Genomic DNA, 22,625 nt, shown 5'->3' with positions numbered 1-22,625 from the left:
TGTTTGTGATGCGCAAAGATACTTTATAATGATTGAATAGGAAAACGCTATTTTATTTTCGTTAAAACTTCTCTGGCAACGGCTTTATATGCTGCCGAATGTGCTGCATAATCCTTGTTTAGAATGATTTGCAGTTCCGGATGAATCCAGTCGTGATGGTTTCCTAAAACGTATAAAGTTCTGATGGAGTAGGCTTTTGCGGCTACTTTTGTGTCGTTTATAAGCCAGTCAAAAGAGGCTTCGATACAATCCTGAAGGTTTTCTTCTGAAAGTAAAATGCTGTTTTCGTTTTTCTTATAATGCGATTTTACTAATAGCTGAACGATTTTTGCAATGGGACGAATCGCACTTTCGTCTTTTAAGATTTTAAGATTCGAACAGAAAAAATCAAGATGGGATTGCAGCCAGATCAATTCTTCGTAAGAGACAAACTCTAAAATCCAACACGCTTTATGGTTGTTTTTGTCAAGAGGAGAAAAGCAGATAGAAAGCAATTCTTTGAATTGATCCTTGTTTTCTAAAATGTCCTGTGCGATTTTAAGCCGGTTTTCCCGGTAAGCTTTTAAATAGTTAAGTTTTGATTGGAGTTCAGAGGACATTTGTTTGGGTTTTAAATACGCAACTAAAATAGGTAATTTAGTGAGAATATCTCATAAAATTTGTAGGAATATCAGTCTGATGAGATGAAGGCAAAGCAGTATCGATTATTGTACTATTAGATTGAACTCAGGAAGCACGTTTTTTAGTCGCAATCAAGTCGTCATCGGGAGAGAATTTAAAGGTTTTTGAGTTCGGTGTTTCGGTCTTTTATGGGGTGTTATGGTTTTAGATTTTACTTAAGGTTTTGAAGAGTAATCGTTTAATCGGAATCGAAATATTTTGAACTTAAAATTTGTAATTGGTAGGGGATGTTAAACAATCTGAAAAAAATTAACTCACCTTGTATTTTGATACTGTCCTTTGGTTGTAATTCTGTATCTTTGCGCATTATTTTAAATATGAAAATAATGATACAACTTCACGATAAACAATTTGTTCCGTTTATTTCGGCAAAAGAAATTGATTTTGCTTTAACGAAAATAGTTGCCCAAGTAGAAGATGATTTTGGAGATGATACGCCAATTTTTATTGGGGTTTTGAATGGCGCATTTATGGTTGTGGCCGATTTTCTGAAAAAATATAAAAGCCCATGCGAAGTTTCATTTATCAAAATGGCCTCTTATGAAGGGACAGAATCAACAAATTCTGTGAAACAAATAATAGGAATTAATCAGGATTTGACTGGCAGAACCGTAGTGCTTATCGAAGATATCGTGGATACAGGAAACACGATTGAGGAATTAAAAGCACTGTTTAAGGCACAAAATGTAAAACATTTTAAGATTGCCACTTTGTTTTTTAAACCTGAAGCTTATAAAAAAGACATTAAGATTGATTATGTCGGGATTAGGATTCCGAATAAGTTCATTGTTGGTTATGGTTTAGACTACGACGGTTTGGGAAGAAACCTGCCAGAAGTATATAAACTAGCCGAATAAATTTTAAAACACAAACACACAACTATATATTCATTTTAAACTTCTTTGAAAATAAGAAGTCAAGCAACACTCACACTTATTATGATTAACATTGTTTTATTTGGAAAGCCTGGAGCGGGAAAAGGAACTCAGGCAGAATTTTTAAAAGAAAAATACAAATTAACACATCTTTCAACCGGAGATATTTTTCGTTTTAATTTAAAAAACGATACAGATTTAGGTAAAAAAGCAAGAGTTTTTATGGATAATGGAGAGTTGGTACCTTGCGAAGTAACAACTGCAATGTTAATTGACGAAGTGAAAAAACATCCGGATACTGCGGGATTTTTATTCGACGGTTACCCGAGAACGCTAGATCAGGCGGAAGCTTTAGATAAATTTTTGCCAACAATTGGTTCAAGTGTTACCGCAACAATTGCCTTAGAAGCAGATGATGAAATTTTGGTAGCTCGTTTGTTGGAAAGAGGAAAAACAAGCGGAAGAGTGGATGATCAGGACGAAGAGAAAATTCGCGTGAGATATCAGGAATACAATGAAAAAACAGCTCCATTAATTGGATATTATAAAACACAGAATAAGTTTCATGCGGTAAACGGTATTGGAACTATCGAAGAAATTACAGAACGATTAACGTCAGTTATAGATAATTTGTAGAAGCTTTTTCCGGCTGTCGTTACATCCCGAGGGTTATTGGGATATAAAAAACTATTTTTCCATACCATAAAATGAGCTTCTTCGAGTTGCTGTTTTTTGGGAGGAAAAATTAGTTTTTTTTAGCTTTTAGCTTTTGACTTCCGGATGGTAACACAGGTGAACTTTAAATTATTATTTTAACGACTATTAAATAACGAATCAATTACAAATTGGAAATACTAATAATATTTTTTCTAATTCTATTAAATGGAGTTTTCTCCATGTCTGAGATTGCATTGATCTCAGCAAGGAAAAACAGATTGGAGACTGCAGCAAAAAAAGGGAATAAAAGTGCCAAAATAGCACTGGATCTGGCCAATTCTCCAAATAAATTTTTATCAACCGTTCAAATCGGAATTACCTTAATCGGAATTTTGACCGGTATTTATTCGGGTGATAAAATCACGATGGATGTTGAAATATTTGTAAGTGGATTTGGAGTTTTAAAACCATATGCGCATTCTGTCGCAGTTGGTATTGTAGTAGTTGTTTTGACTTTTTTCTCTTTGGTTTTAGGGGAATTATTGCCAAAACGAATCGGGTTAAATTATCCTGAGTCTATTGCAAAAATGGTAGCAATGCCAATGAAAATAGTCTCGATTATTACAGCGCCATTTATTTGGTTGTTGACATCATCGACTGATTTTCTGTTGAATGTTTTACAAATTAAACCCACAGCAGACGGGAAAGTTACAGAAGAAGAAATTAAAGCCATTATTAAAGAAGGAACCGAAGGCGGAGAAGTTCAGGAAATTGAACAGGATATCGTGGAACGTGTTTTTCATATTGGTGACCGAAAGGTAAATTCGTTAATGACACACCGTAAATCGGTAGACATGTTGCCCTTAAATGCAGATAAAGCCAAAATAAAAGAGCTGGTTTTGCAGGATTTGCACACAGTTTACCCGGTATATAGTGACAACTACGATGATATTGTCGGGATAGTTACATTAAAAAATATATTCGCCAATATTGAAAGCGATCATTTTGATTTAGCGGCAATTATGATTGAAGCTCCTTATTTAATGGAGCAAACAACAGCTTACAAGGCATTAGAGAATTTCAAAAAAACAGGAATTCATTATGCTATGGTTTCAGATGAATATGGCGTTTTTCAAGGTATAATTACCTTAAATGATATATTAGAAGCCTTAGTTGGTGATGCGTCTGATTTTTATAAAGACGAATTCCAATTAATAGAAAGAGAAGACGGTTCATGGATGGTAGACGGACATTATTCGTTACACGATTTCTTAACCTATTTTGAGCTGGACGAATTAACAAACGATTACGAGGTAAATACCGTAAGCGGAATGATTATGACGGAACTTTCTCATATTCCAAAAGAAGGGGAGAAATTAATCTGGCAAAAATTTGTTTTAGAAGTCATCGATATGGATGGCGTAAAGATTGATAAAGTGCTGGTAAAAGCGCTAAAAGAGTAAAGAGAATTTGTTTCAGGTTTTATTATGTTTCAGGTTTCAAGTTTAGTGTGATATACCAACTTGAAACCTGAAACTTTAAACTTTAAACTATACATAAACAAAAAGAAAATAGTTTTCAGTTTCAGTTTTCAGTCACATTTGTGCTGAAAACTGCGACTGCGACTGAATACTAAAAACAATGACAGAGGGAAATTTTGTAGATTATGTTAAGATATATGTTTCTTCCGGAAAAGGAGGGAAAGGATCTACACATTTACATAGAGAGAAATTTATTGAAAAAGGAGGTCCGGACGGTGGTGACGGAGGACGTGGTGGACACGTATATTTAGTGGGTAACAAAAGTCTTTGGACATTGTTTCACCTAAAGTTCGCGCGACACGTAAAAGCAGGTCACGGTGGTGATGGAGGAGGAGATCGTAGTACCGGTGCCGACGGAGATGATAAATTTATCGAAGTACCTTTAGGAACTGTTGTAAAAGATAAAGAAACGGGAGAAACCCTGTTTGAAATTACCGAAGACGGAGAAAAAAGAATCCTTTCTAAAGGAGGAAAAGGTGGTTTAGGGAACTGGCACTTTAGAAGTTCAACCAATCAGACTCCAAGATACGCACAACCTGGTTTACCGGGAGTAGAAATGGATGTTATTCTGGAACTTAAAGTTTTGGCTGATGTTGGTTTAGTTGGATTTCCTAATGCAGGAAAATCGACTTTATTGTCTGTACTGACTTCTGCAAAACCAAAAATTGCAGATTATCCGTTTACGACTTTGAAACCCAATTTAGGAATTGTGGCGTACAGAGATTATCAATCTTTTGTAATTGCCGATATTCCGGGAATTATTGAAGGGGCTGCTGAAGGAAAAGGATTAGGTCATTATTTCCTGCGTCATATCGAACGTAACTCAACATTATTGTTTTTGGTTCCTGTTGATACACCGGACATTAAAGCGGAATACGATATTTTGGTAAACGAATTGACAAAATATAATCCTGAGATGTTGGACAAAGAACGTCTTTTAGTGATTTCAAAATGCGATATGCTGGATGATGAACTTAAGGCTGAATTAAAAACAGAATTAGACGTTGCTTTCAAAGATATTCCTTATATGTTTATCTCTTCTGTGGCACAACAAGGCTTAACAGATCTTAAAGATAAACTTTGGAAGATGTTGAATGACTAAAAAGTAATACACTATTTAAAAGGTGTTCTGGAAACAGAACACCTTTTTTGTTTTTGATACTGTTAAATTCGTAAAAAAACGCCAATAATACTTCGTTCTACACAGTTTTAAGAACTTCAACGATTAGATAATTGCGAAAATGAGCTATATTCGCATGACTTAAAATAATTGACATGAAAAAAATAATTTTATTCTTGACCATGTGCCTAATGGCTTTTCCTGTAAGAGCTGATGAAGGAATGTGGTTTTTGATGTTTATCGAAAGATTGAACCATAGAGATATGGAAAAAATGGGCTTGCAATTAACAGCCGAAGAGATTTACAGTATTAATAATCATAGTTTGAAAGATGCTATTGTACAATTTAATGGAGGTTGTACAGCCGAAATCGTTTCTAAAAGCGGTTTGGTTTTAACCAATCACCATTGTGGTTATAATGCTATTGCAGAACTTTCGTCTGCAGAAAAAAATTATTTGAAAGATGGTTTTTGGGCAAAAGAAAAAAGTGCCGAGATGAAACCAAAATCATTATATGTTCGTTTCTTCGTTCGTATGGATGACGTTTCGAAAAGAATATTGTCTAAAGTTGATGATAAAATGACGGAAACGGAAAGAAACAAAATTATTCAACAAGAGATCGCTTTGATTGAAAAGGAGAATAATGAAGGTGGAAAATATACGGTTTCTGTTCGCCCTTTCTTTCAAGGAAATGAATATTACTATTTCGTTTACCAAGATTATACTGATGTACGTTTAGTGGGTACACCTCCGGAAAGTGTTGGTAAATTTGGTGGAGATACAGATAACTGGGAGTGGCCGCGTCAAACTGGAGATTTCTCTATGTTTAGAGTATACGCAGACAAAAACGGAAATCCTGCAACTTATTCGAAAGATAATGTGCCTTTACAGCCGAAGCATTATTTACCGATAAGTCTTAAAGGAGTTAAAGAAAATGACTTTGCTATGATTTTGGGTTACCCGGGAAGAACAAACCGTTGGATGCCGGCAGGTGGAATCGAGCAAAATGTAAAATTTGCTTATCCTGCATGGGTTGAAGGTGCTAAGACCGGAATGGACCAAATGAAAAAGTATATGGACAAAGATGCAACTGTTCGTTTACAGTATGCTTCTAAATATGCGTCTACAGCTAATTACTGGAAAAACCGTCAAGGAATGATTGATGCTTTGACTAAAGCAGGAACAGCAGCTACTAAAGAAGAGCAAGAAGATAAGTTTTATGAGTGGGCAACTAAGCCGGCTAATAAAGAAAAGTACGAGAATGTAATTCCGACTATTAATGAGTATTACAGAAGTACAAATGTAAAAGTAGTTCATGATAACTATTTAATGCAACTGATGCGTACTTCAAGTTATGCAAACGGACCTGCAAATTTAGGAAATGCTTTGATTGCTTACTACAACGAGAATGATGCTAAAAAAGCAGAAATGTTACCAAAGATCAACGCAATGATTGATGGCATTTATGGTGATTTTTATGCTCCACTTGAAAAAGATGTATTAACAGCACAGTTAAATTTATACGCTGCGAAAGGAGCTGAATACGGTTTAGCCCCACAAGTAACTAAAATGAAATCATTGAATAATGGTGATTTTACAGCAGACGTTGCAAAAGCAACTGAAACAAGTTACTTTACTTCTAAAGAAAAAATAGTGGCGTTTATGGCTGATCCAAAGCCATTGGCTATTGTACACGATCCGTTGTATATTATCTCTACTGATTTATTGACAAAATACCGTGCTAAATCTGATGATCAAGTAAAATCTGATGAAGCTTTTGCAATAGCTTACAGAAAATTAGTGGAAGGTTTAAGAGAATCTAAATTAAATACGATTCAGTATCCTGATGCCAATTCAACGTTGAGATTGACGTACGGAAAAGTTCGTGCTTTGCCGGAAGACAAACGTAACGATGCTAAAATCAACAATTATACTACCATGGAAAGTATGGTTAAAAAGTATAAAGCAGGAGACCAGGAATTTGATTTACCGGCAAGATTGTTAGAATTAAACAAAACCAAAGATTACGGACAATATGCTGATAAAGCAGGATACATGCCAGTAAACTTCCTAACTGATAATGATATCACAGGAGGAAATTCAGGTTCACCGGTTCTTAACGGAAAAGGAGAATTAATTGGTGTTGCTTTTGACGGAAACATTGAAGCTATGGCCGGAGATGTTATTTTTGACTCTAAATTACAAAGAACCATCAACGTAGATATTCGTTATGTACTTTGGATTATTGACAAATACGCAGGTGCCAAAAACATTATTGATGAAATGACAATTATTAAATAATTCGATTTTTTTTATAAAATAGATCCGACAGGTTTTCAAAACCTGTCGGGTTTTTTGTTTTAAATAGGTGAAATAATTTCTAAAGAGTAAACTAAACCTAACAGGTTTTCAAAACCTGTTAGGTTTCTTTAGTTACCTTATTATTATTATTATTATTTGACCTTCACCCGAATTCCTCTAGTGTGGCTGGTAAATTCCGGTGCATACATACTCTCGATTGTGGTAATACCATTAGAAAATTCACCACTGTTATTGACACGGATATTATATTCTATTACATAAGTCCCTTTGTTTATTTTGTCAAAAAACAAATGTGTTGCGGCGTCTTTTGTACTGGTGTAGTAACCCAATCCATCTCTGTATTGGTATTTTGAAAGCACATCGACAGGTTCAAAACAAGAAGCACGCATGTCTTTTAAGTGTACGAATTCGGTATCTTCTTTAGAGGTGATGAGCAATCTTACGGTTATCAGATCACCAATTTGTAATGGCTTTTCAGCTGTTATTTTTTCGAGTTCATTTCCTTTTATAGTACTCTTATTATGATACAGTTCCTTTGATACGGATAAAACCGCTCCGGTATTGGTTTTGATTTTATCTAAGTCTTCAAAATATTGCCAGTAAATACCACCAAAACCGGGAACATTAGATTTGTTTTCAATTTTTACTGTAGCCATTTCTTTTTTGACTTCATCTGCTTTCCAATTCAGTTTGAGGTAACCAGTTTCGGCTTCTTTTTCGTTTTCAGTTAATTTTTTGGTCATGATTTTTTCATCCCCAAGTGTAATAACAGTATTGTCTTTTACACTAAGCCAATCTGTTCCTTGTAACAATAAGGCATAAATGGCTTCGGTCGTAGATTTTGTTGTGGGCCAGTTTTTAGTCTGTTTGTTTTTTAGCAACCAGACTTTCATGGCATCGACAGCTTTGGTATCGTTGTTTATTTCGCTGAAAGCTTCAATCAATAGAGCTTGTGTTTCTATTGGTGCCTGATACCAGTACCAACCCGATTTATTGGCAATCCAATACATTCCCCAATCTTCGTTGTTGGAGGCAGTTTCTTTTAGACTTTCGAGGATTGTTTTGGCAGCTGCTTCGTCTCCAAAACGGTTTAATGTTAAAGCCGCTAATCCTTTTTCATATAGAGAATAGGTTAGCCAGTTTTTTTTGGCGGTATCGAGATACATTTTGGAAGCCTTTTTTAAAGTATCTGAAAGCGGGTAGTTCTCTAAATAAAAACTTCTCGCATACAAATGGTGTAAATCAGCATTTGGGTTAATCCAAAGTAGTTTGTCGGCAGCTTTTAAATTTTTGGTTTTTAGTTTGTAATTTTCCAGAAACTGTTGGTCTAAATAGGGGATTGCTGTTTTTGCAATGGCATCCATTTTAGAAAGATTGTCTTTTGTTTTACTCAATTTAGATAAATGGCCTAAACCTGCCAAAATGTGCCTGGTGATATAGTTGTTTTCAGCACTTCCGTCAAACCAAGGGAATCCTCCTGAGCTCTTCTGTTTTTGTTTTAATTTTTTGAAAGTCGTTTCCTGAGACACTTTCATTTTCTCTAAATCAAATAACAGGGCTATATTTTTCTTCTTTTCGTCTTCACTTTGAGCATCATTAAACCAAGGCGTTTCGGCAAGTAGTATTGATTTTAATTCTTCATTTTCTTCTAATTTTGAATTCAATTTTCCGTTTTTTTTCCAATTTTCAAAAACGGTAGCAATTTTGGGATTACTCGAAATAATCTCTGTCGCCAAAGCATTGGCATAGAATCTGGCAAAAGTCTGTTCGGCGCATTCATGCTCGTATTCCATTAAATAAGGAAGAGACTGAATCGCAATCCAAGATGGATTGGAAGTGTATTCTAAAGTAAACTGATGATTTCTTAAAGTGGTCGAAGTATTGTTTTTAAGGTTTTCAAAAGTGTATTCTTTTCTAGAATTTTCACGAACCCAAATCGGAATACTTTCTGTAACCAGCATATTATTGGTCAAGACAGGAAGAATATTTTCTTCGCCATCAGAGAAGTCTCCGGATTTGGCCAAAATTTTATATTGAACCCCTTGTAATCCTTCCGGAATAGTTATTGTCCAGCTTGCTGTCGTGTTCCCCAAAGCCCCAACGGAGAAGTTTTTGACGTTTTTAGCATTTAGCATTTTGGCATCTATTGGTTCCATAGTGGTGGCATCAAAAAATTGTAAAATGGAGATTCCGGTTTTGACTTCATTCGTAATGTTCGAAATCTTAGCAGTAATTACAATGGTATCTTTTTCTCTTAAAAAACGTGGAAAATTGGGTAATACCATCAAATCTTTTTGAGTGACTACCGTTTTTTCTAAGTACCCCGAAGCTGCCTCTTTATTATGGGCCAGTAAACGAAGTTTCCAGCTGGTTAAAGCTTCCGGAGAAGTAAAGTTGAAATTTACATTCCCTTTAGCATCTGTTTTTAAATGGGGTAGAAAGAAAGCGGTTTCAGATAAATTTTTTCTGGCTTTTACTTGCGTTAAGGCTTCTAGTGCTTTTTTTGTAGTGATAATAATTGCACCGTTTGTTCCTTTAGTGCCATAAAGAGCTGTTGCTTTATCTTCTTTTAAGACTTCCATTGAAAGAATTTCTGATGAATTTATATTTTTCAGGATATCTTCTGAGACTATTTCTCCATCTAGAATATATAGTATTTTTTCCTTGAGATCCCCTGCTGCGCCTCGAATTCTTAAGTTGTCTGCAGCACCTGGCGCCCTACTTATGGCAATTCCGCTAACGATTCCTGATAGTGTATCTAGTATTGAGTCTGAATTTTCTTGAATCTCTTCAGATTTAATTCTTGTAACAGAACCTGTAAATGATTTTTTTACTGTTCTCATTCCTAAAGCTGTAACCACAACCGCTTCTAATTGGTTCGAATCATTTTCTAAAACAATGTCGATATTTTTCTCTTTTGAGATCTTAATTGTTTTTGTTTTCAGGCCTATATAGGAAAAAACTAATTCTTCTCCATCAAGAGCTTCAATTTCATAATAACCATCAAAATCAGATTCGGTACCTCTTTTAGTTCCCTTTACTACAATATTTACTCCTGGAACACCTATTTCGGTGAAGTCTGTTATAATGCCTGAAATTACTTTTGCGTTAGCGGGTTTTTTTGCTTTTTTACCTAATTGTTTATAATATTGGTTATGCAGATAGGCAGAATGAGTGTTGTTGAAGTCAAATCCAAACCAGATCAAACTGATCGATTCGTTATTGAGTTGCATTCCTTTTAAATAGGTGTTTAAATTTCGGAAATTGATAGTAGTAGTCTGAAAACCTAAACGTGATTTATTACTGTCGTAGTTATAGTAATCATTAAATGCCAGGTTCTTCCATTCTTTGGTGGTAAACTGATCTAATGAGCTGTCATACATGGAGGCTAAAATTTCAGCTTCTTTTCTGGCATTGTCTGTTTTTAGTTGAAAGGACCAGTTTTCTGTGCTTCCGGGTTGTATTTTATTCCTAAAACTTTCAATTTTCCACTCCAGTTTAGGTTTGGTGTTTTTTAGTACTATCGTTAGTGCGTCTTTGAAAGGTTGATTTTCAAAAATACTCTCGAATTTTATTTTAAGTGTTTTTTCAAATTCACTTTTTAATGGAATTTTTAGAATGGTTTCATTGTTTAGAAGATGATTGGTTTCTTCAAAAAAGATTTGGTTATCATAATACCCCGATGTGACTATATAAAGTTCTGGAATTACCGATTTTATTTTGATCTGAATAAAGCCATCTTTTTTTGGATCTTCATTAATTTGTTGCGCTGTAAATAATTTACTGGGATTAAATTTATCAGTACTTTGCGTAAGTTCAAAATTTGTTGTGGTTTCAATTGGGTTGTTAAAGCTGTCTTTTGCGGCAAAGACAATTTTATAGCCTCCGGATTTATAATCAGAAATAAAATCCAAATCAATTTTTTTATTTATTTCAGTGTCGATGTTTTTCGAAAAAACTAAAATTTCTTTAGGTTTCTCTGCTGTTTGTGTTGTGTTAATTTCATAGGGAAACAATTGTTCAAAATCCAGGTCGGAGATGTTTTCAATTTCCGGTTTTGTCCAAACTCTTGCTTTAAATTTATTTGAAAGCGGACGAACATAATATATTTTGACTTCGCCTTTTGTTGCTAAAAATTCACCATTTAAATTAGAACTTGTAAGTTTAATTTCGTTTTTATCTTTGGTTTCTATTTGATAAGGTAGTTGTACACCAAGAATTAAATCATGATATCCTACTTTTACGGTAGTTGATGCTGTACGTGTTTCTCCATTGATGTCTGTTACAGAAACGAAAATCTCATAATTGAAAACGGGTAATTTCTCTTTATTTGAATTTTCTGCAGGAGAAGCAATAAAATCAATAACAAATTTACCTGTTGCATCCGTTTTGACTTCCCCATCTGCTATTTCTTCATCGTCTTCACGTCCATAAGAATCATTGCTATAGTTTACATATCTCTTTATGTGGTAAGTAACGATAGCGTCAGAAATAGTACTTCCTGCAAAAGCTTTAGCGGTGCCGTTTACTTTTATGGATTGATTGAGCAGATACGTTTCTTTTTTAGAATCAAAAGTTATTTCAAATTTTGGACGCTTATATTCCTCCACTTTAAAATGGATTTGAGAATATTCAAAATCGGGACTATTCCTGAAAAAAGAATTATTATCAGTTTTGTTAGTAGCTGTTTTCTTTTTATTATCAGGCTCTTCAGCGGTAATTTTAAAGTCACCAGTTATTCCATTTTTTGGTAAAGTAAATTCTCCAGAGAAGGAACCAAATTCATTCGTTGTTACATCAATAAGTTTTAATTCTGTATCGTTAGCATCTTCAATAAGAATTTCATATTTAGAATTAGGGATAACACTTGTTATAGTATTGTTTTTTTGTATCGCAATTCCTTTGAAATAGACGGTTTGTCCGGGACGATAAATGGCGCGGTCCAAATAGAATTCTACTTTTCTTTTGGAGTTCTCTGTCTTGACTCCTGTGTAATAATTGTTGTGTTGGATATAATTTTTTGGAATCAGGAGTGTATCATTATTCAGAGACAATGTAAGATCTTCATTGTAGTTATTGTTGTTTTTCTTAAAATAGGCTACTCCGTTTTTATCTGTTTTAGTACTAGATCGGGGAGATTTGATCACTACATTCTCTAAAGGTTTTCCACTTTTTCGATCGAGAACCTGAAACGTTTCTTTTGAATCGTTTTGAATAGCTAAAACAGAAAGATTAGAAACTGTAATGGTTTCGTAAGCAATTGCTTTTTTATCTTTAACATCAGATTCACTTTCAAAATAAGCCAGATAAGTACCCGTTTTTAAATGTTTCAAAAGAACCTCTGTAGAATATTCAAAATGGTCATTTTTGCTTTTTAGCGGTTGTAATTCCGAAGAAACTGGTTTTGATTTTTTTATAATGGCGTCAACTAAACTATCTCTGTTTTTGTAAAATGTGTTATAATAGATCAATTGGTTTTGACTGATTTTATAAAATGAAACTTGCAGGTGTTCTACATTTTTGTATTCAATAAATGCTCTGGTAGTTTCATTATTATAAGTATATTTTTGAAGTTGAATGGTTAATGATTTAGATAAAATACTTTGTTTTTGAAGAAGAGCTGACTTGTAACTATTCGACCGATTATTAATTTTTAGGATACTATCCAGAATCAAAAGCGCTTTGATGTTATAATCCGGATTATTATTTTTAGATGCTTTTAGTTGTAAGTTAGTGGCTTTCTCTAATTGAATTTTTTGAAATAAATTTTCATTCTTGGTGCTTTTTTGAAGTTCATTAAGCGCATTTGCATAAGCAGCGTCCGGTTCAAATATATAATTTTTGAAAAATAAGATGCGGTTAAATTGATTTTCATCTGTCGGATAATTCGCTTCTTGTTTTTGATACAGAGAAAGTACAAGACGCAAGCTTTCGTTGGCTACAAAGCTGAAGTTCAATTTTATAAAGGGGTCAGATTTGCCTAAAAGCTCTTTTTTAAAAGGGGTGAAAACATCTTTGATAATTTCCCAAGTATGTATTTTTTTGGTGTAAAATGTTATGTTTTCCCTTAATACATAGGTAAACAAGTTTTCGGTTTTAAAATTTTCTTCCGTGGAGTAGTCAAAAATCGATTCGTATTTTGTTAAAGGGACTTTTTTTAGTAAAGATTCATTTTCAAGTGACTCTTTCATCGCTTTATCGATTTGATCATCAAAGTTTTTCTGAGTCCAAGTCAGAAAATCATCATCGAGTGTTTTAATGGCAGTTCGCTGTCTTATTTTGTACTCGTTTCGCGCAGCATAATCAATCAAACATTTAGCATAAACTAAATTCAAAATAGCTTTAGAAGATGCGGTACTCTGATTGATTTCTGTTTTTAGATTGTTTATAATCTTCGTCTGCGCATTTTCTTCGAGAATCTGGAGGTATTTGGATTGATAAAAGAAACATCTTATTATTTGTACTTCATCTTTGTTGTCTACCGCTTTTTTATAGAGTTTAGCAACTTTTTCATTGGCTGATTTTATTTTGCTTTCATTTTCATAAGTTATCACAGCATCCCAATCTTTCTCTGTTTGTTGTGCAAAAAGCGTTGTTGAAAATAATAAGAATACAAATAATATATTTTTCATAAGAGAGTTTTAATAGAGAGATGCTGATTTTGATGAATAGGTTGGGAGACTATTAAAATATTTTTCTCACAAATTAGTAATTTATATCTAAAAGCAAATGATACATTTTATATTTCCTTATTTTTGAAACATGAAACAACTGCTACTTCTATTTTTGCTTTCGCCATTAGTAATGTGCTCGCAATCTAATTTCGAAAAGGGAGAGAAGTTGTTTCACGCAAAAAAATACGATGAAGCGCAAAATCTGTTCGAAGAGGTTTTGAAAAGCAAACCATCAGATACAAAGGTTATAGAGTATTTAGGTGATATTGCTTCTTATAATAAATCGTGGGAAGAAGCGGTTACATATTATAAAAAGCTGAAAGAGTTAAAACCAACTGAAGCTAATTATTATTTTAAATATGGCGGCGCTCTTGGAATGCGGGCTTCAGAAGTAAATAAATTTAAAGCTTTAGGAATGGCAACCGAAGTGCGGGAATCATTTGAAAAAGCTATAGAACTCAATCCAAGACACCTTCAGGCTCGTTGGGGGTTAATTGAATATTATTTGCATTTGCCCGGTATTTTTGGAGGAAGTGAGACTAAGGCAATTTTTTATTCAGTAGAATTAATGCAATTGTCTGCGGTAGACGGATACTTGTCAAAAGGAAGGATTGAAGAATATTTTAAACGCTATAACTCGGCCGAAAAATATTATATGAAAGCGAATGAAATTGGTAAATCAAAAACGACGTTTCAAAAATTATATAATTTATATTTGAACAAATTAAAAGACCCCAAAAAAGCACGGGATTTAAAACAAAAATTCGAGGCCTAATAAATAGATTTTTAAAGTATTAGGATTCGGAATTTAAGATAAAATTGGAATTTAAAATGAAAACACATTTCATCGCTATAGGCGGAAGTGCCATGCATAATCTGGCATTAGCATTGCATAACAAAGGATATCAGGTTACGGGAAGCGATGATGCTATCTTTGAGCCGTCAAAATCAAGGTTAGAGAAAAAAGGAATTCTTCCTGCTGAATTAGGATGGTTCCCTGAAAAAATCACGGCGGATCTTGATGCGATAATTTTAGGAATGCACGCAAAGGCAGATAATCCGGAATTGCTAAAAGCACAGGAATTGGGTTTGAAAATATATTCTTATCCGGAATTTTTATACGAACAATCTAAAAATAAAACCCGTGTTGTAATCGGTGGTTCGCACGGAAAAACGACTATAACTTCGATGATTTTGCATGTTATGCATTATCATAATATAGAAGTGGATTACATGGTTGGAGCACAATTGGAAGGTTTTGACACCATGGTGCATCTTACAGAAGAGAATGATTTTGTGGTTTTAGAAGGGGATGAGTATTTGTCTTCTCCAATCGATAGAAGACCAAAATTTCATTTGTACCAACCTAATATCGCTTTGATTTCTGGAATTGCGTGGGATCATATTAATGTTTTTCCAACCTATGAGAATTATGTGGAGCAATTTGAAATCTTCATTGGTAAAATTACAAATGGTGGAATTTTAGTTTACAACGAAAATGATCCTGAAGTAAAACGTGTTGCCGAAGCAGCAACAAATCCAATTCGTAAATTAGCTTATGAAACTCCCGTATATACCGTTAGTGATGGAGTTACTTTGTTAAAAACTCCCGAAGGAGATATGCCTATTGAAGTTTTTGGTGCGCATAATTTAAATAATCTTGCCGGAGCTAAATGGATTTGTCAGAATATGGGTGTTGATGAAGCCGATTTCTACGAAGCCATAGCCAGTTTTAGAGGGGCGTCTAAACGTCTGGAGAAAATTGCAGAAGGAAAAGGAAAGGTGGCTTACAAAGATTTTGCTCATTCGCCAAGTAAGGTAGCTGCTACTACCAAAGCGGTAAAAGAACAATATCCGAACAGAACTTTGGTAGCTTGTCTGGAATTGCATACCTACAGTAGCTTGAATGCTGAGTTTCTAAAGGAATATGAAGGAGCATTGGAATATGCCGATGTGGCAGTGGTGTTTTATTCTCCCGATGCTGTTAAGATTAAACAGCTTGAAGAAGTTACTTATGAGCAAATTGCAAGTTCATTCAATAGAAAAGATTTAATTATTTATACTAATCCTGTTGAGTTTAAGGAATACCTGTTCAATTTAAATCTCGAGAATTCTGCACTGCTTTTGATGAGTTCAGGAAATTATGGAGGATTAAATTTTGATGATGTTAAAGGACTAATCGAATAGCCTTTATCTAAATATTTTTTAAGAGCCAATTGACAGTTTGTTAGTTGGCTTTTTTATTTTACATATTTATAATGTCCTACAATTTCATAATCAAATAAACAATCTTCCAAAACCTGGCCTCTACCTACATTGTGTACGATCAGATTTCGTTTCCCGTCTTTTGATTTTTTGTTGGTAACAATTCCAATATGAGGAAGTTTACCATTGATCATCCAGGTAACTATTTCGCCAGTTTTATAAGCAGACGGATCTTGACTTATGGCAAGTTTCTGCCCCTTTCGTTCAAAGAAAACCTCTAGATTTGGAACTCTTCTATGATCTATATTAGGGTCTGTTTTTGTCATTCCCCATTTTTCTAAATTGGGATAGGCAGAGAAGTTTGCAACCATATCTTCGTGTATTTCTTTTTGTAAATCGATACCCAGTTTTCTGTAGGAACGAATGATAACATCTGTACAGACGCCTTTATTTTTAGGAACATCTCCATTGGGATAGGGTATAGAAAAATAAGCAGGATCATATTCTATTGTGGGGTCAATGATCGAAATTGCGGCATCAGATAGTTTTTCTTCAAATTTTTTTATCGCCTGATTTGAAGTCAATGAAATTATTTTACTCTCCTTTTTTTGTTGACAGGAATAGGATATAATTAAAAGGAAAAGAATAGAAAAGTATTTCATTGTTTTTTATTTAAATGTAGGAATAATTTAAATTATAATTTATATTTATTTTGAATGAATTTTCTTAGTTTTTGTTTAAATTTGAAGGATAAGATATTTACCTAAATTTTTACAGATGGAAGCAATACATTTTCCTATAAGAAACTGGTCAGAAGACGACAGACCACGTGAAAAGTTAATGCTAAAAGGCAAAAGTGCTTTGAGCGATTCAGAATTAATTGCAATTTTAATTGGATCCGGTAACAGAAACGAATCGGCCGTTGATTTAAGTAAAAGAATCTTGACCACTGCTGATAATCTCAGTACATTGGGCAAAATGTCGATTCCTCAATTGATGAATTTTAAAGGAATAGGAGAGGCGAAAGCAATCAGTATTGTCGCTGCTTTAGAATTGGGGCGTCGCCGTAGAAGTGAGGATTCTGTAGAATTGATTAAAATTACATCCAGCAAGTTGGTCTTTGAGATTATGCAACCCATAATTGGTGATTTGCCACATGAAGAATTTTGGGTTCTTTTTCTAAATAATTCGAATAAAGTAATTTTTAAATCACAACTAAGTAAAGGAGGAATAGCAGGTACAATTGTTGATGTACGCCTAGTTTTTAAATTAGCTTTAGAAAAAGGTGCTACAGGCTTGATTTTGTGTCATAATCATCCTTCGGGGGCATTATCTCCAAGCGATGCAGATAAGAAAATTACAAAGACATTAAAATTGGCAGGAGACAGCTTAGATGTTAAAGTTTTAGATCATTTGATTATTACTGAAACAAAATATTATAGTTTTGTAGATGAAGGAATTTTTTAATATATGAACACTACTATTACCGATATCTTTTTTGATTTAGACCATACACTTTGGGATTTTGATAAAAACTCTGAGATGACTTTTAATCGTATTTTTAAAGAGAAATCTCTAAACATAAATACAGCCGATTTTATTGATAAATATGTGCCGATAAACCAAGCCTGTTGGAAACTGTATCAACATGATAAAATCACACATCAGGAACTGCGATATAATAGACTGAAATTTTCTTTTGATGCATTAAACTATGAGATTTCGGATGAAGATATCGATTTAATCGCAAATGAGTATATCGAGCTCTTAACAGAGAATAATCACCTTTTTGACGGTGCTATTGAAGTATTGGAATATTTGAAGACAAAATACAAATTGCACATTATTACCAATGGGTTTGCCCAGGTTCAGGATAAAAAAATAAATAATGCAGCTCTTGGGGGGTATTTTAGCACGATCACTAATTCGGAATTGGCAGGTGTAAAAAAGCCAAATAGTATTATCTTTGATTATGCGCTCAATTTAGCTCAGACTACAAGAGAAAATAGTATTATGATAGGTGATGACCTTGACGCAGATGTTAATGGTGCTTTAAATGCAGGTTTAGATGCTATTTTTTTTAATGATAAAAAGATTGAAGCCCCGACAAATTTTAAACAAATAAATCATTTATTAGAACTTAAAAAATATTTATAATTATGAAAATTAAATTTTTACTGACAGCACTTTTATTTTCGGTTATTGGATTTTCACAATCCGTTAATGATTATAAGGCTGTCATTATTCCGTTGCGATATGATTTTATTAAAACAGATAATCAGTACAGATTGGCAACTAGAACTAAATCAAATTTGCTTAAAGCCGGTTTTAATGCATTTTATATTAATGAAGAAATCCCTGCAGAATTAAACGATCGTTGTCAGCTTTTATATGTTGATGTAAAGAAGGAGGGGGGCTTTTTAGTAACGAAGCTTTTTGTTGAATTAAAAGATTGTTACGGGAAAGTGATTTACACTTCGGAGATTGGAAAAAGCAAAGAGAAGGATTATGAAATTGCTTATAGAGAAGCTCTTGATGGCGCTTTTGTTTCGGTAAATAGTTTACATTATAAATATAGTGGAAATCCGGTTGCAGCTCCTGCAACGAGGGTGAACACTGTTGCGTCTTTACCTGTGGTTGCTACCGCTGCTGTTGCAACTACTGCTGCTGTAAATACTGTTGCAGCTCCTGTTGCAGACATTTCAGATCCAAATTTACTATACGCACAGCCAACAGAAAACGGATATCAGTTAATTGATAAGACTCCAAAAGTAGTGATGAAATTGTTTAAAACGTCTCGCTCGGATTCTTTTATAGCAATAAAGGATACTGTTCAGGGTACATTAAATGCCAAAGACAATCAATGGTATTTTGAGTACTATCAAAACGATAAACTGGTATCTGAAAAAGTGACGGTTAAATTCTAAATATAAGATCTGGTTTTAATAACCATATTTATCTCTCCAACGGTTCTTTAAAAATTCGCGGTTGCTATTCTCTCGGGAATTGCTTCCCGGATTATAAAGAACCGTTTCTTTTACGGCGTCCGGCAAAAATTCCTGTTCGGCAAAATTATTGGCATAATCATGAGAGTATTTGTAATCTTCACCATATCCCAGTTCTTTCATAAGCTTAGTTGGGGCATTGCGCAGGTGAATAGGTACTGGTAAATCTCCGGTTTGCTTGACCAATTGTTGTGCAGTCCCGATAGCCATGTACGAAGCATTGCTTTTTGGTGAGGTTGCCAGATAAATGGCGCATTGACTTAATATGATACGACTTTCAGGATACCCAATGGTTGATACAGCCTGAAAAGTACTGTTTGCCATAATAAAAGCTGTAGGGTTGGCATTTCCAATATCTTCGCTCGATAAAATAAGCATTCTTCGTGCTATAAATTTTACATCTTCACCACCTTCGATCATTCGTGCTAACCAGTAAACGGCTCCATTTGGATCACTGCCTCTAATTGATTTTATAAATGCAGAAACAATGTCATAATGTTGCTCTCCCGTTTTGTCATACAAAACCGTATTTTGCTGTACCAGTTCAAATACACGATCATTTGTAATGATAATTTCTCCGTCTGGCGAGGCATTTATCACTAACTCAAAAATATTAAGCAGTTTCCTGCCATCTCCGCCAGAAAGTCGTAGTAGTGCTTCCGTTTCCTTGAGCGTTATGTTTTTTGAGGCTAATTCGGTGTCCGATTTCATGGCACGGTGTAATAAAGCTTCCAGATCATGTTTGCTAAAAGCATTCAGGATGTAGACTTGACAGCGTGATAGTAATGCGGGTATAACTTCAAAACTCGGATTTTCTGTAGTGGCACCAATTAGTGTAATCCAGCCTTTCTCTACGGCTGCCAAAAGTGAATCCTGTTGTGATTTGCTAAACCTGTGAATCTCATCAATAAACAGAATTGGATTTTTGGCCGTAAACAAGCCGCCACTTTGTTTGGCTTTTTCAATGACGTCCCGAATATCTTTTACACCCGAGTTTATGGCACTTAAAATATAAAACGGGCGTTTTGATTCTTGTGCAATAATCTGGGCTAAGGTTGTTTTTCCTGTACCTGGTGGACCCCAAAAGATTAAAGAAGGAATAGCTCCTCTTGAAATTTGCTGTGTCAAGGAACCATTTGGTCCAACCAAGTGAGTTTGACTAATATAATCTTCTAATTTCTGTGGACGAATTCGTTCGGCTAAAGGTGCTTCCATTTTGTAAAATTACTATTTTCAATCTTAATTTTATATTTTTAGGAGTATATTCCTGTTGTACAATTCTATTTTGTTGCTATTGGGAACAATATTTTTGATAGCTGACAAATTAACAGTAAATTGTAATTGGATAGTTTTTTGATGGTTATCAATCGAACGGAATATTATATTATGAACGACAATCACTTTAAATTTTCAACCGCCGTAATTGGTCTGCCTTTGTTTTTTGTCCTTTTTCTTTGGATTGTTTATTGGTTTCAAATTCGTTTTGATTTGGATTTTTATCGAAATGGTATTTATCCGCGGGATTTTTCGGGTCTGCAAGGAGTTTTGTTTAGCCCTTTTATACATGAAAATTTGGGTCATTTGTATAATAACTCCATTCCATTGTTTGTGTTATTGGCTGCGCTGCAATTTTTTTATCCCAAACAGACTTTAGGTGTTATTGGTTTTGGGATTTTATTTTCAGGATTTATTACCTGGGTTATTGGTCGGGAGAACTATCATATCGGAGCTAGTGGGTTGATTTATGTTTTGGTTAGTTTTATTTTTTTCAAAGGAATTCAGACACGTTATTACCGTTTAGTAGCTCTTTCTTTTTCTGTTGTTTTACTTTATGGTGGTATGATTTGGTATGTTTTTCCGGATGTAGATCAGTCCATTTCCTGGGAAGGGCATTTAGCGGGATTTGTCACGGGTTTTGTTTTGAGTTTGTTTTATAAAGCACCTGAATATGCAAAACCAATTGTTTACGATTGGCAGAAGCCGGATTTTGATCCTCAAGGAGATGCATTTATGAAACATTTTGATGAGAATGGAAATTTTGTTAATACCGAGATCGAAGAAGAAGAGGTGATTTCGAGTTATTTTAGCTCTGATGTTTTGGTTAATTATACCATTAGAAAAAGTGATGAAATCGACGAAATTGAATAGTTTTAATATGATGAAATTTGCTTTTATAAAATGAGTACTTTTGTTTTAATGATTTAATTTCTAAATGTTTAATTATGAAAAGTATCATCTTTGTAGTTCTTTCGGTTTTCTTTTCTGTATCGGTTGTTGCCCAATGTGAAATTCATAATAAAGTGCAGGCTGACGGATCGATGTCCTATTTTTTGGAACCGGCAACTTTTTACACTACAAAATCAAAGTCATTAAAAATTGGAATTGTTACGGATAAAGAAAGCTATTTTATTGCCTTACAGCCGATTCCATTTCCTTCTAAGGGAACTGGACAAAAGATAAAAGAAGATTTGATTATTGAGTTGTCAAATACTAATAAGTATAAACTACAGCATTTCGATACCCGTTATATAAAACATGATTCTGTTATGCAGGTGCTGTATCTGATTGACAAAAAAGATTTAAAAGACTTTTCTGTTTTTGAAGCAGTTTCAGCTGATATAAATATGGAAGGAACAGAGTTTGTGAGAAACTATGCTTTTAAATTACATAAAAAGGCAATAATGCAGCAGTTAAATTGCTTTTTGAAAGAAGAGGAATGATGTGTTACTCGTCCTCTTTAGTAACTGGGGGATCATTTTTGTGAGATAGTTTCTTTCTAACGTTTTTGTACAGATTGTTAAAAGTTAGGGTTAACGAAGCTGCATTTACTATTTGATTACCATTGTTTCTTGGGAGGTATTCATTGGCATAAGTAAGTTCAAGCTGTATGTCATCATTAAATAAATAACCGGCTCCGATATTAAATCTATTTCGATCGAAGAAACTTTCTCCAGTCACTTTTGTGCCGGATTTTAAGAATATTTCATCAGAGGCTATTGCGTAAATGACTCCTTTTCGTAGTACTTTACTATTTAATGGTTTTAGGTATTTAATTTGTTGCCGATACCGTAAAACGTTTTCATATTCTAGATTTTCATCTCTAATGTGTCGCAGCTCTAAACGCATTCTCGTGGTTAAACTATAACCTATTTTGTGAAAATAGTAGGTACCCTGAAGCGCAAATCTCCATTCCGGGGATTTAAATTGTCCAATTTCCGGTACATCCTTATTGTCGTAATAAGCTACGAAAGCTGAAGTCTTCCATCTCGGAGTTAGGTAGTAATTTCCCCAAAATCTAAAAGAGCGCTGTACATTATTTTCGAAAAGATTGGAAGAGGATTCTGTACTGCTAAAAGAGTTTGCGAGATCTAATTCTGCAGACCATTTTTCGTTTAAAGTACGTGTAAATTGAATCTCATTCCAGAATTGATTATAGGTAGTCTTTTGTCCATAACAGTAATCTGAAAGTACTGTTATGGATAAAAGTATGAAAAGTTTTTGTAAGGATCGTTTTAACGGCAAGTATGAATGCATTCGATTTTAAGT

17 protein-coding genes are annotated in these 22,625 nt (G+C 34.2%); 12 read left to right on the top strand and 5 right to left on the bottom strand.

Translation table 11 applies throughout. The features are described from left to right. Nucleotides 1–47: 47 nt before the first annotated feature. Nucleotides 48–599 carry a hypothetical protein gene (locus AB674_RS04950; protein WP_047774352.1) on the bottom strand — a complete coding sequence of 184 codons (552 nt, stop codon included), beginning with the start codon at nucleotides 597–599 and terminating at the stop codon, nucleotides 48–50. A gap of 408 nt (nucleotides 600–1,007) precedes the next feature. On the opposite strand from AB674_RS04950, the gene hpt reads away from it, so the two are divergent. The 5 genes from hpt to AB674_RS04925 all read left to right on the top strand — a co-directional run bounded on the left by hpt (nucleotide 1,008) and on the right by AB674_RS04925 (nucleotide 7,174). Next, entirely contained in the window at nucleotides 1,008–1,538 is a 531-nt protein-coding gene (hpt, locus tag AB674_RS23050) for a hypoxanthine phosphoribosyltransferase (protein WP_047774499.1), read from the top strand. An 81-nt stretch (nucleotides 1,539–1,619) separates the two neighbouring features. Then, nucleotides 1,620–2,192 carry an adenylate kinase gene (locus AB674_RS23045; protein ID WP_047774351.1) on the top strand — a complete coding sequence of 191 codons (573 nt, stop codon included), beginning with the start codon at nucleotides 1,620–1,622 and terminating at the stop codon, nucleotides 2,190–2,192. 209 nt (nucleotides 2,193–2,401) lie between these two features. Continuing rightward, nucleotides 2,402–3,676 (top strand): hemolysin family protein, encoded by a 1,275-nt coding sequence (locus tag AB674_RS04935; RefSeq protein WP_082210587.1) that lies wholly within the window; start codon nucleotides 2,402–2,404, stop codon nucleotides 3,674–3,676. A gap of 178 nt (nucleotides 3,677–3,854) precedes the next feature. After that, entirely contained in the window at nucleotides 3,855–4,856 is a 1,002-nt protein-coding gene (gene obgE, locus AB674_RS04930; protein WP_047774347.1) for a GTPase ObgE, read from the top strand. A gap of 173 nt (nucleotides 4,857–5,029) precedes the next feature. Continuing rightward, nucleotides 5,030–7,174 (top strand): S46 family peptidase, encoded by a 2,145-nt coding sequence (locus AB674_RS04925; protein ID WP_047774345.1) that lies wholly within the window; start codon nucleotides 5,030–5,032, stop codon nucleotides 7,172–7,174. A 152-nt stretch (nucleotides 7,175–7,326) separates the two neighbouring features. Here the strand turns inward: AB674_RS04925 and AB674_RS04920 are convergent, their stop codons facing one another. Then, entirely contained in the window at nucleotides 7,327–13,827 is a 6,501-nt protein-coding gene (locus AB674_RS04920; RefSeq protein ID WP_047774343.1) for an alpha-2-macroglobulin family protein, read from the bottom strand. Nucleotides 13,828–13,957: 130 nt separating this feature from the next. On the opposite strand from AB674_RS04920, the gene AB674_RS04915 reads away from it, so the two are divergent. Together AB674_RS04915 and AB674_RS04910 are read left to right on the top strand one after the other, a co-directional pair. After that, nucleotides 13,958–14,644 carry a tetratricopeptide repeat protein gene (locus AB674_RS04915; protein ID WP_047774341.1) on the top strand — a complete coding sequence of 229 codons (687 nt, stop codon included), beginning with the start codon at nucleotides 13,958–13,960 and terminating at the stop codon, nucleotides 14,642–14,644. 56 nt (nucleotides 14,645–14,700) lie between these two features. Then, nucleotides 14,701–16,056: a UDP-N-acetylmuramate--L-alanine ligase gene (locus AB674_RS04910; protein ID WP_047774339.1), complete on the top strand. Its 1,356-nt coding sequence runs from the start codon at nucleotides 14,701–14,703 to the stop codon at nucleotides 16,054–16,056. 53 nt (nucleotides 16,057–16,109) lie between these two features. Here the strand turns inward: AB674_RS04910 and AB674_RS04905 are convergent, their stop codons facing one another. After that, the gene (locus AB674_RS04905; protein WP_053004197.1) at nucleotides 16,110–16,736 is read right to left on the bottom strand and encodes a DUF1287 domain-containing protein; all 627 of its coding nucleotides are present in this window, start codon (nucleotides 16,734–16,736) and stop codon (nucleotides 16,110–16,112) included. 115 nt (nucleotides 16,737–16,851) lie between these two features. Here AB674_RS04905 and radC point away from each other — a divergent pair, with 115 nt between their 5' ends. From radC to AB674_RS04890, 3 genes are read left to right on the top strand one after another with little or no spacing between them, the layout of a single operon-like run. Next, entirely contained in the window at nucleotides 16,852–17,541 is a 690-nt protein-coding gene (radC, locus tag AB674_RS04900; RefSeq protein WP_047774337.1) for a RadC family protein, read from the top strand. 3 nt (nucleotides 17,542–17,544) lie between these two features. Continuing rightward, the gene (locus AB674_RS04895) at nucleotides 17,545–18,231 is read left to right on the top strand and encodes a YjjG family noncanonical pyrimidine nucleotidase (RefSeq protein ID WP_047774336.1); all 687 of its coding nucleotides are present in this window, start codon (nucleotides 17,545–17,547) and stop codon (nucleotides 18,229–18,231) included. Nucleotides 18,232–18,233: 2 nt separating this feature from the next. Beyond that, on the top strand, nucleotides 18,234–19,001 hold the full coding sequence (locus AB674_RS04890; protein WP_047774334.1) for a hypothetical protein: 768 nt from the start codon (nucleotides 18,234–18,236) through the stop codon (nucleotides 18,999–19,001). Between the two features lie 15 nt (nucleotides 19,002–19,016). On the opposite strand, the gene AB674_RS04885 is transcribed toward AB674_RS04890, so the two are convergent. Then, nucleotides 19,017–20,294 carry a replication-associated recombination protein A gene (locus tag AB674_RS04885; RefSeq protein ID WP_047774333.1) on the bottom strand — a complete coding sequence of 426 codons (1,278 nt, stop codon included), beginning with the start codon at nucleotides 20,292–20,294 and terminating at the stop codon, nucleotides 19,017–19,019. A gap of 171 nt (nucleotides 20,295–20,465) precedes the next feature. On the opposite strand from AB674_RS04885, the gene AB674_RS04880 reads away from it, so the two are divergent. Next, complete coding sequence (locus AB674_RS04880) at nucleotides 20,466–21,227, top strand: rhomboid family intramembrane serine protease (RefSeq protein WP_047774332.1); 762 nt, start codon at nucleotides 20,466–20,468, stop codon at nucleotides 21,225–21,227. Between the two features lie 74 nt (nucleotides 21,228–21,301). Then, nucleotides 21,302–21,799: a hypothetical protein gene (locus AB674_RS04875; RefSeq protein WP_047774330.1), complete on the top strand. Its 498-nt coding sequence runs from the start codon at nucleotides 21,302–21,304 to the stop codon at nucleotides 21,797–21,799. A gap of 4 nt (nucleotides 21,800–21,803) precedes the next feature. Here the strand turns inward: AB674_RS04875 and AB674_RS04870 are convergent, their stop codons facing one another. After that, complete coding sequence (locus tag AB674_RS04870; protein WP_047774329.1) at nucleotides 21,804–22,613, bottom strand: DUF2490 domain-containing protein; 810 nt, start codon at nucleotides 22,611–22,613, stop codon at nucleotides 21,804–21,806. Nucleotides 22,614–22,625: the final 12 nt, after the last annotated feature.

It is taken from the genome of Flavobacterium sp. ABG (genome assembly GCF_001027725.1).
Taxonomy (GTDB): Bacteria; Bacteroidota; Bacteroidia; order Flavobacteriales; family Flavobacteriaceae; genus Flavobacterium; species Flavobacterium cupriresistens.
The sequence above is the reverse complement of the archived record's forward strand: the minus strand, read 5'-3'. Positions and strand labels throughout refer to the sequence as shown.